Source organism: Mesorhizobium ventifaucium (assembly GCF_935822925.1).
Taxonomy (GTDB): Bacteria; Pseudomonadota; Alphaproteobacteria; order Rhizobiales; family Rhizobiaceae; genus Mesorhizobium; species Mesorhizobium ventifaucium.
The window spans coordinates 88,821-104,469 of record NZ_CAKXZS010000056.1 but is presented as its reverse complement, the minus strand read 5'-3'; the positions used below and the strand labels follow the sequence as shown (position 1 = coordinate 104,469).

Sequence of the window (15,649 nt, the reverse complement as noted above, 5' to 3'; positions counted from 1 at the left end):
CGGGCTCGGCGCCCGTCCTTCAACGCTGGTGATTGGCGAAACCGCTGATGGCAGCGTCCCTCTCCCCGTCACTATACGGGGAGAGGATGCCGGCAGGCAGGTGAGGGGCAGCGTCAATGCCCGAAAACTGAGGGCGAACGCTAAACCTGAAGTGATTGCTCCGAGAGAAAGACAGACAAAAATGGTGGATGGGCGTGAGGGAAAGAAGGCCAATGTCGATCCCAGGCTGCTGGAACTACTGGCCTGCCCGCTGACCAAGGGTCCGCTTAGCTGGGATCCGGAGCGCAGCGAGCTCATCTCGAGGGTCGCACGGCTTGCCTATCCGGTGCGTGACGGCATCCCGATCATGCTGCCTTCGGAGGCACGCTCGGTCCCCTTCGACGACGGATTGCCGCCGCCGCGGTTGGGTGGGCCGTCTTGAAGCGTGGTGATTCTTCGCGCCCCCCTCTGTCCTGCCCCTCTTTGCCAAGACTTGACATCTCCCCCACTTGGGGGGAGATCGGCCGTCACCGCCGGTTTCGCCAATCATCACCGTCGCAGGAAAGGCGCTGCAGGCGAAGCTGCCGATCTCCCCCCTTGAGTGGGGAGATGCCCGGCAGGGCAGAGGGGGGCGCTGTCCAGGGCGCTGTCCCGCCGGCATTTCGCAAGATTGTGCACCGCCGCACCATGCCCTATTGAAAATTACGCCCCTTGGGCATGACACTTTCTGCTTTCCCGGATAGCGTCGCGATATCCTGCCGGTCGTTTTGCACGACAGGTAAATCGAGCTCCTCCTCCAAAAGCACGGACAGCCAAGGTGTCAGATCCTCGACCTTCTCGGCGACGATATGGATGACGTCCGATTCCGACTGCAGTTTGCCGGTGACGCGGACCAGCCGCGCGCCCATGACAATGGGCCGGTAGCGGTTGAAGGTCCTTTCCCAGAAAATGACGTTGGCGACCGCTTGCTCGTCTTCCAGCGTCAGGAAAATCGCTTTGGCGTTACCTGGCCGCTGCCGCACCAGGACAAGGCCGGCTACCGAAACGCGCTTGCCGTCCCGAACCTGACCGAGGCGCGCATTGGGGGTGACGCCGGAACGATCCAGCCGCTGGCGCAGAAAGGCCAGCGGATGCGCCTTCAGCGACAGGCCGAGCGAACGGTAGTCGTGGACGACGTGCTCGCCGAGCGGCATTGTCGGCAGCCTGGTCGCGGGCTCGAGATCGCGCAAGCGGATCCCCGGCTGGTCGAACAGCGGCAGGGTCTCGGCGGCACTCCTGCCGTCGAGCGCGCGGACCGCCCACAAGGCGTCGCGGCGGTCGAGGCCGAGCGAACGGAAAGCGTCGGCTTGCGCCAGCTTCTCGATCTCGTCGACGTAGAGGCCTGAGCGCAGCCAGACATCGCGAACGGTTGCGTAGCCGTCGCCGCGTCTGGCGACAAACACCTCCATGCGCTCCTTCGACAGGCCCTTGACCTGCCGGAAACCCAGCCGGACGGCATGATTGGTCCGGATGACGCCGCGCATCTGGGCATGGCGGTCGAGGATGCGGACCGGGTCGAAAGGCACTTCCTCCAGCGCGCAGTCCCAACCAGAATAATTGACGTCGATCTCGCGGATTTCGACGCCATGGTCGAGCGCGTCGCGGACAAGCTGAGCCGGCTGATAAAACCCCATCGGCTGGGAATTCAGGATCGCGGCGCAGAATACGTCGGGATAGAAGGTCTTGAACCAGCAGGAGGCATAGACCAGCAGGGCGAAGGAGGCGGCGTGGCTTTCGGGAAAGCCATATTCGCCAAAACCCTCGATCTGCTTGAAGCAGCGCTCGGCGAAGTCCTTTTCGTAGCCCCGCAAAACCATGCCGTCGACCATCCGCTTGCGATAATTGCCGATCGTGCCGGTGCGCTTGAAGGTGGCCATGGCGCGGCGCAGTTCATCGGCCTCGCCCGGCCTGAAGCCGCCGGCGACAATGGCGATCTTCATCGCCTGCTCCTGGAACAGCGGCACGCCCAGCGTCCTGCCGAGTATCTCTTCCAGCTCCGGCTTGGGGTATTCGGGTTTTTCCTTGCCCTGCCGGCGGCGCAGATAGGGGTGGACCATGTCGCCCTGGATCGGGCCGGGCCGCACGATCGCCACCTCGATGACGAGGTCATAGAATGTTTTCGGCTTGAGCCGCGGCAGCATCGACATCTGGGCGCGCGATTCGATCTGGAAGACGCCGATCGTGTCGGCACGGCAGATCATGTCGTAGACATGTTTGTCCTCCGGCGGGAGCGTGGCCAGCACATAGGGCCGGCCATAGTCATCCCGCGCATCGGGATAATAATCCCTAAGCAGCGTGAAGGCGCGCTGCAGGCAGGTCAGCATGCCGAGCGCCAGCACGTCGACTTTGAGGATTTTCACCGCGTCGAGATCGTCCTTGTCCCACTCGACCATCTTGCGTTCGTCCATCGCCGTCTTGATGATGGGCACGATCTCGTCGAGCCGATCCCTGGTGATGACGAAGCCGCCGACATGCTGCGACAGATGACGGGGAAAGCCCATGATCTCGTTGGCGCATTCGATCACATGCCTTGTCGACGGATCGGTTTGATCGAGGCCGCCGGCCTTGGTCTCCTTTTCGCCGAGCTCCGAGGACGACCAGCCCCAGATCGAGCTGGACAGCGCGCTCCTGACATCGTCCGACAGGCCCATCGCCTTGGCCACTTCGCGCATCGCCGACCGGCCCCGGTAGCTGACGACGGCCGCGGCAAGCGCGGTGCGCTTGGCGCTGTATTTCGAGTAGATATACTGGATGACCTCTTCGCGCTTTTCATGCTCGAAATCGACATCGATGTCGGGCGGCTCGTTTCTTTCCTCGGAAATGAAACGCTCGAAAAGCGAATCGATCCGCTCAGGCCCCACTTCGGTGATGCCGATGCAATAGCAGACCACCGAGTTGGCCGCGGAGCCACGCCCCTGGCAGAGTATGCCCTGGCTGCGGGCGAATTTGACGATGTCGTAGACAGTCAGGAAATAGCGCGCGTAGTTCAGGCGCTCGATCAAATCGAGCTCTTCGCGGATGCGCTTGGTCACATCGGCGGGAACGCCCGAGGGGTAGCGTATCGCGGCTCCCTCCCGAGCCAGCCTTTCCAGTTCGGCCTGGGCCCCGAGGCCCGATTCCGTCGGTTCGTCGGGATAGTTGTATTGGAGGTCACTGAGAGAGAAGCTCAATTCGCCGGCAAAGCGCAGCGTTTGCGCCAGTGCGTGCGGATGCCGCCGGAACAGCCGCGCCATCTCCATTGGCGGCTTCAAATGGCGCTCGGCATTGGCCGCCAGTTCCAGCCCCGCTTCGGCAACAGGCAGGTTGAGGCGGATCGCCGTCAGCACGTCCTGCAACCGGCGCCGTTCGGACGTATGGTAAAGAACGTCATTGGTCGCCATCAGCGGAATGCCTGATGCCTCAGCCATGGCAGCCGCCTGCTCGATACGGTAGCGGTCGTTGCCGTGATAATCCGGCGAAACGGCAAGCCGCAGGGTCTTGCCGAAGCGATCCTTGAGGCGGCTAACCAGCCTGAGATCATTTTGCGCCGGCGTCGACAGATCCGGCAGGATCGCCAGCGACATGAGATCGCCCCATTCGAAAAGATCGTCGCGATAGAGAAGCGGTGCGCCCTTTTCGCTGTCGTCGCGCATATTGGCCTGCGTCAGCATGCGGCACAGATGGCCCCAGCCCTTGCGGTCCTGCGGATAGGCGAGAACGTCGGGCGTGCCATCACAAAAAGCCAGGCGGCAGCCGGGATGATAGGAAAGACCTTCCACCTTGGCCTGCTGCCAGGCGCGCACGACGCCGGCCACCGTGTTGCGGTCGGCAAGCCCGATCGACGAAAAGCCGAGGAACTTCGCCGCGACCACCAGCTCCTCCGGTTTCGAGGCGCCGCGCAGGAACGAGAAATTCGACTGGATGCCGAATTCGGCATAGGGAACGGCCGCCAGCGCGTTCATGCGAAGACCCCATGCATGAACCAGCGCGGCGGGAGTTGAGAGGCGCCGTAGAGACCCTGGCGATAAAGCCAGTAACGGCGGCCGTCGCTATCCTCGATGCGGAAATAATCCCGGGTCGGCGCGTCTTCCGGCCCCGCTGCCTCCCGCCACCATTCCGGGGCGATGCGTTCCGGCCCTTCGGCGCGCGCTACCCGGTAGAGCGCGCGCCGCCAGCGGAAGTTCAGCGGCGGTCCCTCAGGCATTTCGGTGGCCGGCACCTCGATCGGCTCGGGCGAACGGAACAGCCGGATCGGCCGTTCCGGCCGAAAGACAGGCTTGGAGGAAGTGTCTTGTATCTTGCCCGGCTTCTTCGGCGGAGAGACCCTTTGCGGCGCCTCCGCATAGGGAAGCATGGCGACGGCGCGCTCCGGCAGATGGCTCTCGACGGCGACCGGTTTCAAAACCGCGCTTTCGCCGAGCCGGGCGCGGATGCGGTCGGCGAAAAGGGCGATGTCGGCGCCGTCGTCGCGCGTTTCGCCGGTCAGATCCGCCTGCTGCATGTCGAAGGCCGCGGCCGACAGGACCGAGAGGCGCACGAGATCGAAGCCATAGCCGACATCGATATCCTGTTCGAGCGCGGCAAGCCTCTCGTGGAACAATTTCTGGATCAGCAACGGCTCGCGTAACGGCCGCGAGGTGCCGACGGCGATGCGGCTGACGGCGCCGTCGACGCGGAAGAGCAGCAGCGCCAGCCTTCTTGCGCCCTCGCCGCGGCGCTCGAGGTCCGCCTTCAATGTCGTCGCCAGCATTTTCACCAGCCGCTCTATTTCGTCGGTCAGCATGATGGGTTCTGCGAGATGGCGTTCGACCGAAAGCGGCGCCACCGGCAGGCGCGGCGACACCGCCTCGTCGAGGCGGCCGAGCGCCTGGTCGAGGCGCAAAAGCAGCGATGTGCCGAAGCGGCGGGCGAGCGGCGCGCGCGGTGCTGCCATGACGGCGCCTGCCGTGCGCAGGCCGACGCTTTCCAGGCTGGCGCGGATGTCAGGCCCGATGCGCAGCGCCGCCAGCGGCAAGGGTGCGAGAAGCGCCTCCTCCTCGCCACCGGGAACGATGCGGTCACCAGAAAACCGCGCTGCCGCCCAGGCCGCACCTGGTGTGGCGGCAAGACCGGCGCGGACATCGAAACCCTGATGGAAAAAGCGCGACAGGATGTCGTCCAGCATCGCCCGTTCGCCACCGAAAAGATGGGTGCAGCCGGTGACGTCGAGGAACAGGCCGTCGGCTGCGTCGATCGCCACCAGCGGGGTGTAGCGGTCGCACCAGTCGGCGAGGCTTTCGAGCAGGCGGCGGTCGGCCTCGGGATCGGCTTCCACGACGTCGATCGACGGATGCATGGCACGCGCGTCGGCTATGCCCATGCCGCGCTTCAGATGAAGCGCCTCAGCCCGCTCGTCGAGGGCGGCGATGCGCTGCGCGTTCGCCTGGCGATGGCTGATCACCAGCGGCAGGTGATCCGACGGTCGGGAACGCCAGGACCGCCCCAGACGCTGGCGCAGGATTCTTTCCGCGGCGAGATGCGGAAACCACAGCGACAGGATTCGCTGCCCGTTCTTGCCTCGCTCGTCCTTCCTTGGCCCTTCTTTCCTCGAAACTGCGTTCATCGGGGTTCCACTCCAGTGTGAATTGTCCCGGCAAGGCGGTGCGGCTCTTGCCGATGCTGACGGTGAAGGCGGGGCGGCCGATCGAGCCGGCGAGCGGCCCGGCGATCGTCTCGCGCGGTGCCGACGGCGCCGCCGACAGGACGAGGCGGACGGGTGCCGCCGTCGGCTCGGGTTCGCCGGCCTGGCGGAGCAGGAACACCGGCCGGCCGGCGCTCCGTGCCCGGGCGTGCAGCCGCCGCGTCGCGGTGAGGTCCAGCCGCTGCGGACTGCCGCGGATTTCGAGGATGACGGCGGCGAGCGCCGTCATCCGGGCGGCCTCCTCGGCGGTCCACAGCGCGTCGAGGAGCCTTGGCGCCTCGGAAAACAGCAATTGCTCCGGCTCGATGCCGAAAAGACGATGAAGCCCTCTGGCATAGGGGAAGCCGGCCTCGCGGAAGATTTCCGCGGTGCCGATCCACAGGACCGGCAGTCGCGGCCCCTGTTTGAGGATCAGGCTGACGAGCGACAGGGCGAAGCCGGCGACGGCCCCGGCATCGCGGGTCGCGGCGCCATGGATCTCGCTCAGCGCCGCCTTCGGCAGGCCGCCGCTGAGCGCGGCGTCGAGACCTTCGGCGCCGGTACGCAGAAACGCATCGGGCGGCGCCACGGCGAGGCCGCGGCGGACGATTGTCAGATCCCCGGGCGTGACATCAGCTGTTGGATCCCGGGGCGTGACATCCGCATCAACGGGGGCTGCGCCGGCCGGCGCCTGCAGGCGCTCGGGCAGCGTTCCCTCGATCTTCGCGATCTGGCGGCGCAGGGCAAAAACAGTCTCCCGCGCCACGGCGCTTGTCGCCATGACGGTCAGCTTCCACTCACAATTGTTCCTGCTATGTTCTAATAGATTCCAGAGGGCGCCCGAAGAGTCAAGCGGAGTCATGGGGAATTTATTCCTGCCCGCGCGTGGCGGCAACCTGGCCATTTGCCGAGTCCGGCGCGAAAGCCTATATGCCGGGATCAGAAGGACAAAGCATGGCCCGCATCTACAAGACCCGTACCTGGCACGGCGAGCTTTCGCCGTCGATGGAGGAAATGGAGTTCCTGGCGCTGGAGGCTTACGCCCATCTGCCGGAGGAATTTCGCAAGCTGACCGGCGAGATCGTCATCCAGATCGCCGAATTCCCGACCGACGAGATCATGGACGATTTGTCGCTGGAAACGCCTTTCGACCTGCTCGGCCTGTTCGAGGGGCGCGGCATCGCCGAGCGCTGGAATCCGCAGACCGGCGAGGGGCCGAACCGCGTCACGCTCTACCGCCGCGCCATCCTCGACTACTGGGCCGAGAACGAGGAGACGCTGGGCGACATCGTCACCCATGTGCTGATCCACGAGATCGGCCACCATTTCGGCCTGTCGGACGACGATATGGAGCGGATCGAAGAGGCGGCCGAATAGGCTGTGCTGATATTCAGGTGATGCCGGCCTGCGAACGGCAGTTCCCTGCTCACGTACCCAAAAGTACGCTCCGCTCCGGTTCTCGGAAACTACCCAGTCTGGTCGCTTCGCGCCCGTCTTCGACTCCGGCGCGGCCTGACCTGAATCTCAACACACCCTGCGTCGAGCTTTGCAGATCTACCAATCGCTGAGCTTGGTGCTGGGCCCGTATTCCTGGCCCTCGACATCCTTCACCACGGCCTGGCCACAGCGCATGCTCTTGGTCTGCTTATCGTAGGAATAGGTCGGCGAACCGAACAGGTGCCAGCCCTTGTTCAGCGCCGCCGTCACCTTGTGGCAGAAGCTGGAATCGTCCGGGCCGGACAGAAAGCGGTAGAGTTTCATTTTTCATTCCTGTGGTGAGTTGCCAATCATGCCCCGCTGGCATGCCCCGATGGCGGCCGCCTTCGCCAGCAGTTTCTCGGCCTGCGCCAGATGCAGCCGTTCGAGCATTTTTCCATTCAGCGCAATGACTTGCCTGCCGGCATTTTCGGCCAGCGCGAAGGCCTCCTTCACCGAGCGCGCCTCGGCCACCGCTTCGGCAGATGGCGCGAAGGCGCGGTTTGCGGCATCGATCTGGGCCGGGTGGATCAGCGACTTGCCGTCGAACCCCATGGCGGCCGCCTCCGCGCATTCGCGCGCAAAACCATCCAGATCGCGGAAATCGTTGAAGACACCGTCGAGCAGATCGAGGCCGCCGGCGCGCGCGGCGAGCACCATCTGCATCAGCCACGGCGTGAGATAGCGCCGGTCGGGCGTGGCGAGAATGCCGGTGTCCTTGACCAGATCGTTCGTTCCGGCAACGAAACAGACTAGCCGCGAGGCCGGATCGCGGCCAAGCTCAGCGATCGGGCCGATGTTGAGCAGCGCCTTGGGCGTTTCGATCATCGCCCATAGCTTCACCTCGTCGGGTGAAAAATTGTCGTCGAGCACGTCGCCGGCTTCCAGGACATCGCGTGGCGTGTCGACCTTGGGCAGTAGGATGGCGTCGGGCTCGCAGCTTGCCGCAGCCAGCAAATCGTCGGCGCCCCATTCGCTGGAGCGCGGGTTGATGCGCACGACCATTTCCCAGCGTCGGCCAGGCCGGTTGGCGAAGATGCCGGCCAGCTTTTCCCGTGCGAAAAGCTTGTCGGCCGGGGCGACGGCGTCTTCAAGATCGATGATGACGGCATCGCAGGCCAGCGACGAGATCTTGGCCAGCGCCTTGTCGTTCGAGGCCGGGACGTAAAGCACCGAGCGGCGCGGGCGGTAGGTTTCGGTCATCTCAGATCTATGCCGCCTGCGGCCGGTTGAGGCAAGCCGTCTGGCCCCAACATCCAGGGCCAATCGCTTCAGGTTTGAATTAGCCCCTTATCGCTGCGTTCCAACGTTTGTTTGGCGAAAGCCGAAGCGACATCCGATCTCCCCCGCAAAGGGGAGGATCGGCAGTTTCGCCGACGGCCCTACTCCGGAATGTTTTGCCTGGAGCGATAGCCCTGCACAAAAACTGCATAAAACTTGGAAAATCTCCTCGGACCCGCCTCGCTGCCTGCATTTCGGCCGGCGAAAAGGGTGGTATGCAAGAGCGAGAAAGGCCCATGCGGCGGCAGCGGCATGGGCCCCGGCATCGTTCTGGCCCTCCTGAAAGCTCATGATGGCACGATACGCCTGGTTGACTCCGAGCGCGGCGCGCGCTTCGAGATCATCCTGCCGGCTGCATGAATTGGAGCCTGATCCGAAAGCCGGTTTTCGGGATCATGCTCTGGAACTGGAGAAGCGAAAAAGTGCGCTACGACGTCGTCATCATCGGCGGAGCCATCGTCGGCTCCTCGATCGCCTATTATCTGCGCGAGGAAGGGTTTTCAGGCTCGATCGCGCTGGTCGAGCGCGACCCGCAGTTCGCCCATGCGGCGACGACGCTGTCTTGCGCTTCGATCCGCCAGCAGTTTTCGATCCCTGAGAACATCCGCCTGTCGCAGTTCACGCTGAAACTGTTCCGGCGGCTTACGGAAGAATTCGGGGCCGACGCCGATATCGGCTTTCGCGAAGGCGGCTATCTCATCCTTGCCGGCGACAACGGACTGCCGATCCTCAAGGCCAATCACCAGACGCAGATGGCCGAGGGCGCCGACATCGTGCTTGAGGATGCGGAGGCGCTCGTCCGCCGGTTTCCGTGGCTGTCGGCCGAGGGCATCACCGCCGGCGCCTATGGCCGCACGGGCGAGGGCTGGTTCGACGCGCATGCCATGCTGATGCTGTTCCGGAAGGCGCTGCGGGAGAACAAGATCGATTTCATCACCGCTGGAGTGACCGGCATCGAACGGCAGGGCGACTGCGTCACCGGGGTAAACCTCGACAATGGCGAGCGGCTCGACGCCGGCATCGTCGTCAACGCCGCCGGGCCGAATGCCGGCAAGGTTTCCGCAATGGCCGGACTGGTGCTGCCGGTGGAGCCGCGCAAGCGCAGTGTCTTCATCTTCGAGGCGCGCGAGAAATATGACGACATGCCGCTGCTGGTCGATCCCTCAGGCATCTATGTCAGGCCGGAAGGCTCGGTCTACATCACCGGCGGGGCCGAACCGGGAGAGGGCGACAGCCCCGCCGATCCCGGCGATTTCGAGCCCGACTGGCCGCTGTTCGAAGAGGTTATCTGGCCGGTGCTGGCGACCCGCATCCCCGCCTTCGAGGCGATCAAGCCGACGCGCGCCTGGGCCGGCCATTACGATTACAACACGCTCGACCAGAACGCGGTGATCGGCCCGCATCCGCAAGTCGGGAATTTCCTCTTCGCCAACGGTTTTTCCGGCCACGGCCTGCAGCAGGCGCCGGCGGTCGGCAAGGCGCTGGCCGAGCTGATCGTGCATGGCGTCTACCGCACGGTGGACTGCTCGGCGTTTGGGTATGAGCGCGTCGCAGAGGGGCGCGCGTTTCGGGAATTGAACGTGATTTGAGGCGCCATCGCGTCTACGGCAAGGGCGTTGCCGAGCGCATTACCCTTAACCGTGTTGTCGAAAATGCACCAGACCTCAGCGCCCGCCGCACTCGCCGAATCCAGCCGCTGCCTGATCGCGGCCAGGCTTTCAGTGTCATAGTCCGAGTAATAGATACGCGGCGCGCCATGCAGGCGGAAATAGACCAGGTCCGGCCAGCCGGATGGCGTGGCTGCAGCGGGGGCGCGAGCCGGATCGGCTGCCACACGCGCTACACGGAAGCCGGTCAGAAGCGCATCGGCGTCCTGTTCGAACCAGCTCGCATGACGAGGTTCGCAGGCTATTTTCGAGCCGGTTTGCTTTCGCAACAAACCGAAGAACTCCTCAGCGACACGCGGCTCGAAGGACAGGCTGGGTGGCAACTGCACTAGCAGCACAGCGAGCTTCGGGCTTAGGCCTCCGGCCTGCCCGAGGAATGCCTCGATCAGGTCTTCGCAGTCGGCAAGCCGATGCTCGTGTGTCACTGCCCTGGGCACCTTCACGCTGAAGCGGAAATCTTCCGGGACCGAATGCGTCCAACGCTCATAGGTCTCACGGCGGTGCGGCTTATAAAAGGATGAATTGATTTCGACGCCGGCAAGACGGCCGGAGTAACGCTCGAGATGCGCCCCGGAACCCGGCAAAAGATCCTTGTAACGCGACGGGATGCTCCAACCGGCCGTGCCCACGAAGCATCGATGCTTTTCCATGCCGGAGATGTGGACAGGGCACTGCGCAGGTCAAGGGAGTGTACTAGGCCGAGACCATGCGGCCGGCGCTCACCTGTCACCACCATTCCGCGTGCTCGGCCGCTGCTTGGCTCCCGCCGGCAGAATAATGCGTCCCGTCAGCGCTCGCGTCCGAACCAGAAGGCGTCGGCCATGCGCGCCATGCCGATCCGTTCGTAGAAGCCGACGGCGTCGGGCACGGAAATCAGTGAAATGGCGACGGATGGCCCGAGCTGCCGCCGCGCTTCGTCGAGCAGGCCCTTGCCGATGCCGAGCCCTTGCGCCGATTTGCAAACGGCGAGCTCGGAAATATAGCACACCCACGAGAAGTCGGTGATGCCTCGGGCGAGGCCAATCAGCGGCTTGCCAGGCGCATCGAGGCGCGCCGTCAACACCAGATCGGCATTGGCAAGCATCGCCTTCAGACGGAGGTCGTCATCGATAGGCCGGGTGACGCCGAGGCCGGATTCCACCAACACGCGGCGAAACTCGGCTGCGTCGAGGGCTGGTTCGCTGGCGTAGAGGACTTTGGGACGTGTTGTCATGCCGGCCAAGTTGCACCATAGGGCGGCGGTTTTGAAGCGGTCTGTGCTCCAGGACCAAGGCCGGCCGAAAACAGCCGCCTTTTATTTGCCTGCAGCTTTGTGTAAACCGGGCGCCAACACATCCCCGCAGCGAAAACAAGACGGGCAAGACCTATGGAAAAATTCGCCAAGCTCACCGGCGTTGCCGCGCCGATGCCGATCGTCAACGTCGATACCGACATGATCATCCCGAAGGATTACCTCAAGACGATCAAGCGCACCGGGCTCGGCAGCGGACTGTTTGCCGAAATGCGCTATAAGGACGATGGTTCGGAAAACTCCGACTTCGTGCTCAACAAGCCGGCCTATCGCAAGGCGCAGATCCTGGTCGCCGGCGACAATTTCGGCTGCGGCTCGTCGCGCGAACATGCGCCATGGGCGCTGCTCGATTTCGGAATACGCTGCGTCATCTCGACCTCGTTCGCCGACATTTTCTACAACAACTGCTTCAAGAACGGCATCCTGCCGATCACCGTCAGCCCCGAGGACCTGGAGAAGCTGATGGACGACGCCTCGCGCGGCTCCAACGCGACGCTGTCGATCGATCTCGAGGCCAAGGAAATCTGCGGGCCGGACGGCGGCGTGGTCAAGTTCGACCTCGACGACTTCAAGCGGCACTGCCTCTTGAACGGCCTCGACGATATCGGCCTGACCATGGAGAAGGCCGACGCCATCGCCTCGTTCGAGAAGAAGAACGCCGAGCTGCGGCCCTGGGCCTGAACGCGAGGCCACCAACAAAAAAGCCCGGCGCATGGCCGGGCTTTTTTGTCGAATAGAAACTTGTATCACTCGCCGTCGATCGCCGTGGCGATGCGAGCGATGGCCTGTTGATAGACGCTCGCGGAATTCCAGCCGGCAATTGCGCCCATATTCGCCTCAGAACTCGCGCCGGCCTGCCAACCATGGCCCCTGAGGAAGTTGGCAGTGGAAGCCAACGCAGTGCCCTTGTCGCGCAGATTTTTGTTGCCGACCCCGTACTTCAAGACATTTCCGGGCAGGAACTGCGTATGGCCAATCTCGCCATGCATGGCGCCGACCGACGAGGCGCTCAACGCGCCGCGATCGACCAGTTTCAGGGCTGCAACAGCATGCGGGTAGAAGAACTCCGGGCGGCGGCAATCATAGGCAAGCGTTACAATGGCAGAGACCGTATTCTGCTTGCCCAGGAAGGAACCGAAGCCGGTTTCCATACCCCAGATGGCGAGCAACACACCCGGCGACACGCCGTAGGTCCGCTCGATCTTGTCGAACAGCGCCGCGTTCGACTTTTTCAGCGAACGGCCCTTGGAAATGATCGTGGACGCGCCACGGCGCTTCATGAAAGCTTCCACCGAGCCGCCGAAAGCCTTGTGGACAGCGCGGTCGGCGGCGATCGTCCTTTTTGCGTAGGTCGCGCTAGCCAGAGCGGCCAGACCCTTCGAGCCTACACCGCTGGCCCTTGCTTCCTGCGCGAACTCCGCCTTCCACGCTTCGAAGCCCGCGCCATTATTGCCGCATTGGGCGGCCTGTGCCGCAGTTGCCGCCGCAAGCGTCATCGATGCCGCCGCTGCGAAAATCTTTGCCTTGGCAAAAAATGCCATGTTTCTCTCCTGGTTGCCTGGATCTTGTCCCGAATACGAATTTGCCAGCGAAACGCCCGCTTGTCACACGTGCGCCCACTTGGACGCAGTCGGCTCCAACACTTTACAATCAGCGCATCGTGCTTTCCGAGAACCGAACCCGATTTTCGAGCCGCCGCGCTAAGAAGTCGTTTACGCATCGCCGCCGCAGCGCTGGCGAATGCCGGAGAACTTGCTTACGATCAAGTAATTATTGTGGCGGGGGCTGGAATATTCATGGAAGACGTTGACGTCGTGGTCATCGGCGCCGGCTCGGCGGGACTTTCCGCCGCCAAGACCCTGCGTGCGGCCGGCCTTTCCTTCAAGCTGGTCGAAGCGATGAACCGTATCGGCGGCCGCGCCTGGACCAGCGACCAGCATTTCGGTGTTCCTTTCGACATCGGCTGCGCCTGGCTGCACGCGGCCGACCGCAATCCCTACTTTCCCGAGGCGCAAGCCGCCCGCTGGACGCTTCACCATCACGACATGAATATCGATCATCTCTACTATCGCAACCGAAAGGCGAGCGAGGACGAAGAGGCCGCAATGAAGGCGGCCGATAGCAGGCTGTTCGAGCTGCTGGCCGCGCATGAGGTCAAGGTAGGTGACGACGACCGGCTTTCGGCGTTGCTCGCCAAAGGCCATGCGCCGCGCGCCGCCGCCACCTTTGCCGGGCCGATGGACTTCGGCGCCGACGAGGACGAGATATCGATCCGCGACTTTCAGGCCGCCGCCGATCTCGATCCGAACTATTTCACCAAGGAGGGGTTCGGCGCGCTGGTCGCCCGATTCGGCGCCGACGTGCCGGTCGAGCTGTCGACGCCGGTGCGGAAAATCCTCTGGGACGTGCCCGGCGTCGCCTGCGTCACCGATCGCGGCACTATTCGCGCCAAGGCGGCCATCGTCACCGCGTCGCCGGCGGTGCTCGCCTTCGAGGAGATCGAATTCGCACCGGCGCTGCCAGACAGGCATTTCGCTGCCTTCTTCGACCTGCCGATGGGCATGCTGACCAAGCTGCCGGTCGAGATCAGGGGCACAAGGCTCGGGCTTGGGCCGTTCGACGACCTGCTGATCGAACGGCTGGCCAGGCACGACATCTACTTCCTTTGCTTTCCCTTCGACCTCGACCTGATGATCGGATTCGTCGGCGGCGATTTCGCCTGGGAAATGTCGGCGGCGGGCGAGGCGGCAGGTGTCGACTTCGTCGTCGACCGGCTGTGCGCCATATTCGGAGGCGACGTCAGAAAACATGTCGGGCGCGCCATGATGACCAATTGGGGCGGCGAGCGGTTCGTGCGGCGCCTATGCTGCGGCCCGCCCCGGCCGTTCGCAGGCGCGCGCAACGCTGATGCAGCCGGTGGCGGAAAAAATCTTCTTCGCCGGCGAGCACCTGGCCGGTCCGCTGATGCAGACCTGCGGCGGCGCCAGGCTATCGGGCGAGGCGGTGGCGAGAACGGTCGCCGCGCAGCTTGCGGCAAAATAGCGTTGGCAGGAACGCCTGTCGCCGACAGGCGTTTGGGCGATATGCCGCTCCGCACTATATCCGGGCTGATGATTTGAGACCTGGTGATTTGAGATTGGGATGAAGCTCTTCAATTGCCCGCATTGCGGCCACCGCCTCTATTTCGAGAACGCCCAGTGCCTGAACTGCGCCAGCCCCGTGCTCTACGATCCCGGGGATGCGCGCTTCGTGTTGTCAGGCGCCGGCGGCGTTTTCCAGTGCACAAATGCCGACGAGTGCGCCTGCAACTGGATGGCGGAACCTGGCCATGCCTTCTGCCGCGCCTGCGAGCTGAACCAGTTGATCCCCGACCTTTCGGTGGATGGCAACCGCCGTCGCTGGATCCGCGTCGAAGCGGCAAAGAAGCGGGCAATCTATTCGCTGCTCGCCGCCGGACTGCCGGTCGTGCCCAAGCGGAACGCCGGCGACGAGGCCGGCCTCGCCTTCGACTTTCTCGCCGATCCGATCGGCGGCCCAGGGGGCGCGCGCATCCTGACCGGCCATGACAACGGCCTGATCACACTGAATGTCGCCGAGGCGGACTCGGCCGAGCGCGAAAGACGGCGCGTCGAGATGGGCGAGAACTACCGTACGTTGCTCGGCCATTTCCGCCATGAGCTCGGCCACTATTACTGGGACCGCCTGATCCGCGACGACTCGCAACGGCTTGCCGCCTTCCGCGCATTGTTCGGCGACGAGCGCGTTGATTACGAGCAGGCGCTGAAGACCTACCATGCCAAAGGTGCTGCGCCCGACTGGCAGCAGGACCACATTTCTGCTTATGCCACGTCTCATCCCTGGGAGGACTGGGCCGAGACATGGGCACACCACCTGCACATCACCGATACGCTGGAGATGGTGCATGCGCTGAATTTCCCGCTCGGCCGACTGGAAACGGTAGAGGCCAACGAGCTGTCGCGCAGCGACACCGGCGGCGAGCTGCAACCGGCGCCGTCGGAACCTGCCGCCGTTCCCGAACCGTTCGAAAAGATCCTGGCCCGCTGGCTGGTGCTGTCGGAAGCGTCCAACTCGATCAACCGCTGCATGGGCCTGCCGGACCTTTATCCCTTCGTGATCTCGGAGGTGACCGCACGGAAGCTGGCCTTCGTTCATGAACTCCTGACTGCCGTGAAAGAAACCGGAACAAAACGTGAGCCGGCCGAGGCGTTTTAGCCGGAACGCGTGAAGCCCTGTTTCGTTTTCGTTCGTGAGGGACCA

The 15,649-nt window shown here is 63.9% G+C and carries 14 protein-coding genes and 1 pseudogene; 7 read left to right on the top strand and 8 right to left on the bottom strand.

Annotated features, from left to right (window positions below; translation table 11 throughout):
* The first annotated feature begins 181 nt into the window (after positions 1-181).
* Positions 182-421, top strand: a complete 240-nt coding sequence (locus NMG70_RS30115; RefSeq protein ID WP_254027849.1) for a Trm112 family protein — start codon at positions 182-184, stop codon at positions 419-421.
* A gap of 250 nt (positions 422-671) precedes the next feature.
* Here the strand turns inward: NMG70_RS30115 and NMG70_RS30110 are convergent, their stop codons facing one another.
* The 3 genes from NMG70_RS30110 to NMG70_RS30100 are packed head-to-tail and all read right to left on the bottom strand — an operon-like array spanning position 672 to position 6,437.
* The gene (locus tag NMG70_RS30110; RefSeq protein WP_254027848.1) at positions 672-3,959 is read right to left on the bottom strand and encodes an error-prone DNA polymerase; all 3,288 of its coding nucleotides are present in this window, start codon (positions 3,957-3,959) and stop codon (positions 672-674) included.
* Complete coding sequence (locus NMG70_RS30105) at positions 3,956-5,437, bottom strand: DNA polymerase Y family protein (protein ID WP_254027847.1); 1,482 nt, start codon at positions 5,435-5,437, stop codon at positions 3,956-3,958. Before NMG70_RS30105 ends, NMG70_RS30110 begins: the two co-directional genes overlap by 4 nt.
* Entirely contained in the window at positions 5,379-6,437 is a 1,059-nt protein-coding gene (locus NMG70_RS30100) for an ImuA family protein (protein ID WP_254027846.1), read from the bottom strand. The genes NMG70_RS30105 and NMG70_RS30100 overlap by 59 nt, the downstream gene beginning before the upstream one ends.
* A 173-nt stretch (positions 6,438-6,610) precedes the next feature.
* Here NMG70_RS30100 and NMG70_RS30095 point away from each other — a divergent pair, with 173 nt between their 5' ends.
* Complete coding sequence (locus NMG70_RS30095) at positions 6,611-7,033, top strand: metallopeptidase family protein (protein WP_202365292.1); 423 nt, start codon at positions 6,611-6,613, stop codon at positions 7,031-7,033.
* Between the two features lie 177 nt (positions 7,034-7,210).
* Here the strand turns inward: NMG70_RS30095 and NMG70_RS30090 are convergent, their stop codons facing one another.
* Together NMG70_RS30090 and NMG70_RS30085 are read right to left on the bottom strand one after the other, a co-directional pair.
* Positions 7,211-7,417 (bottom strand): DUF1737 domain-containing protein, encoded by a 207-nt coding sequence (locus NMG70_RS30090; protein ID WP_254027845.1) that lies wholly within the window; start codon positions 7,415-7,417, stop codon positions 7,211-7,213.
* Between the two features lie 3 nt (positions 7,418-7,420).
* Entirely contained in the window at positions 7,421-8,335 is a 915-nt protein-coding gene (locus NMG70_RS30085) for an HpcH/HpaI aldolase/citrate lyase family protein (protein ID WP_254027844.1), read from the bottom strand.
* A gap of 318 nt (positions 8,336-8,653) precedes the next feature.
* Here NMG70_RS30085 and NMG70_RS30080 point away from each other — a divergent pair.
* Positions 8,654-8,773, top strand: a pseudogene (locus NMG70_RS30080) (two-component sensor histidine kinase); the annotation flags it as partial.
* Positions 8,774-8,835: 62 nt separating this feature from the next.
* A complete protein-coding gene (locus NMG70_RS30075) occupies positions 8,836-10,002 on the top strand; it encodes an NAD(P)/FAD-dependent oxidoreductase (protein WP_254027843.1) in 1,167 nt (388 codons plus the stop codon).
* Here the strand turns inward: NMG70_RS30075 and NMG70_RS30070 are convergent.
* Both NMG70_RS30070 and NMG70_RS30065 read right to left on the bottom strand, forming a co-directional pair.
* The gene (locus NMG70_RS30070; protein ID WP_367185623.1) at positions 9,921-10,709 is read right to left on the bottom strand and encodes a DUF72 domain-containing protein; all 789 of its coding nucleotides are present in this window, start codon (positions 10,707-10,709) and stop codon (positions 9,921-9,923) included. The genes NMG70_RS30075 and NMG70_RS30070 overlap by 82 nt on opposite strands.
* Before the next feature lie 158 nt (positions 10,710-10,867).
* The gene (locus NMG70_RS30065; protein WP_254027841.1) at positions 10,868-11,293 is read right to left on the bottom strand and encodes a GNAT family N-acetyltransferase; all 426 of its coding nucleotides are present in this window, start codon (positions 11,291-11,293) and stop codon (positions 10,868-10,870) included.
* Between the two features lie 153 nt (positions 11,294-11,446).
* Here NMG70_RS30065 and leuD point away from each other — a divergent pair, with 153 nt between their 5' ends.
* Positions 11,447-12,052, top strand: a complete 606-nt coding sequence (leuD, locus tag NMG70_RS30060) for a 3-isopropylmalate dehydratase small subunit (RefSeq protein WP_254027840.1) — start codon at positions 11,447-11,449, stop codon at positions 12,050-12,052.
* Positions 12,053-12,117: 65 nt separating this feature from the next.
* Here the strand turns inward: leuD and NMG70_RS30055 are convergent, their stop codons facing one another.
* Positions 12,118-12,912 carry a lytic murein transglycosylase gene (locus NMG70_RS30055; protein WP_254027839.1) on the bottom strand — a complete coding sequence of 265 codons (795 nt, stop codon included), beginning with the start codon at positions 12,910-12,912 and terminating at the stop codon, positions 12,118-12,120.
* Positions 12,913-13,167: 255 nt separating this feature from the next.
* Between NMG70_RS30055 and NMG70_RS30050 the strand changes: the two genes are divergently transcribed.
* Together NMG70_RS30050 and NMG70_RS30045 are read left to right on the top strand one after the other, a co-directional pair.
* On the top strand, positions 13,168-14,490 hold the full coding sequence (locus NMG70_RS30050; RefSeq protein ID WP_254027838.1) for a flavin monoamine oxidase family protein: 1,323 nt from the start codon (positions 13,168-13,170) through the stop codon (positions 14,488-14,490).
* Positions 14,491-14,512: 22 nt separating this feature from the next.
* The gene (locus NMG70_RS30045; protein ID WP_254027837.1) at positions 14,513-15,604 is read left to right on the top strand and encodes a zinc-binding metallopeptidase family protein; all 1,092 of its coding nucleotides are present in this window, start codon (positions 14,513-14,515) and stop codon (positions 15,602-15,604) included.
* Positions 15,605-15,649: the final 45 nt, after the last annotated feature.

What these genes read in the sequence shown, in the direction of transcription:
- NMG70_RS30095 (WP_202365292.1), top strand. Translation starts at nt 6,611, where the DNA reads ATGGCCCGCATCTACAAGACCCGTACCTGGCACGGCGAGCTTTCGCCG.
- NMG70_RS30050 (WP_254027838.1), top strand. Translation starts at nt 13,168, where the DNA reads ATGGAAGACGTTGACGTCGTGGTCATCGGCGCCGGCTCGGCGGGACTT.
- NMG70_RS30055 (WP_254027839.1), bottom strand. Translation starts at nt 12,912, where the DNA reads ATGGCATTTTTTGCCAAGGCAAAGATTTTCGCAGCGGCGGCATCGATG.
- leuD (WP_254027840.1), top strand. Translation starts at nt 11,447, where the DNA reads ATGGAAAAATTCGCCAAGCTCACCGGCGTTGCCGCGCCGATGCCGATC.
- NMG70_RS30065 (WP_254027841.1), bottom strand. Translation starts at nt 11,293, where the DNA reads ATGACAACACGTCCCAAAGTCCTCTACGCCAGCGAACCAGCCCTCGAC.
- NMG70_RS30045 (WP_254027837.1), top strand. Translation starts at nt 14,513, where the DNA reads ATGAAGCTCTTCAATTGCCCGCATTGCGGCCACCGCCTCTATTTCGAG.
- NMG70_RS30110 (WP_254027848.1), bottom strand. Translation starts at nt 3,959, where the DNA reads ATGAACGCGCTGGCGGCCGTTCCCTATGCCGAATTCGGCATCCAGTCG.
- NMG70_RS30115 (WP_254027849.1), top strand. Translation starts at nt 182, where the DNA reads ATGGTGGATGGGCGTGAGGGAAAGAAGGCCAATGTCGATCCCAGGCTG.
- NMG70_RS30100 (WP_254027846.1), bottom strand. Translation starts at nt 6,437, where the DNA reads ATGGCGACAAGCGCCGTGGCGCGGGAGACTGTTTTTGCCCTGCGCCGC.
- NMG70_RS30090 (WP_254027845.1), bottom strand. Translation starts at nt 7,417, where the DNA reads ATGAAACTCTACCGCTTTCTGTCCGGCCCGGACGATTCCAGCTTCTGC.
- NMG70_RS30085 (WP_254027844.1), bottom strand. Translation starts at nt 8,335, where the DNA reads ATGACCGAAACCTACCGCCCGCGCCGCTCGGTGCTTTACGTCCCGGCC.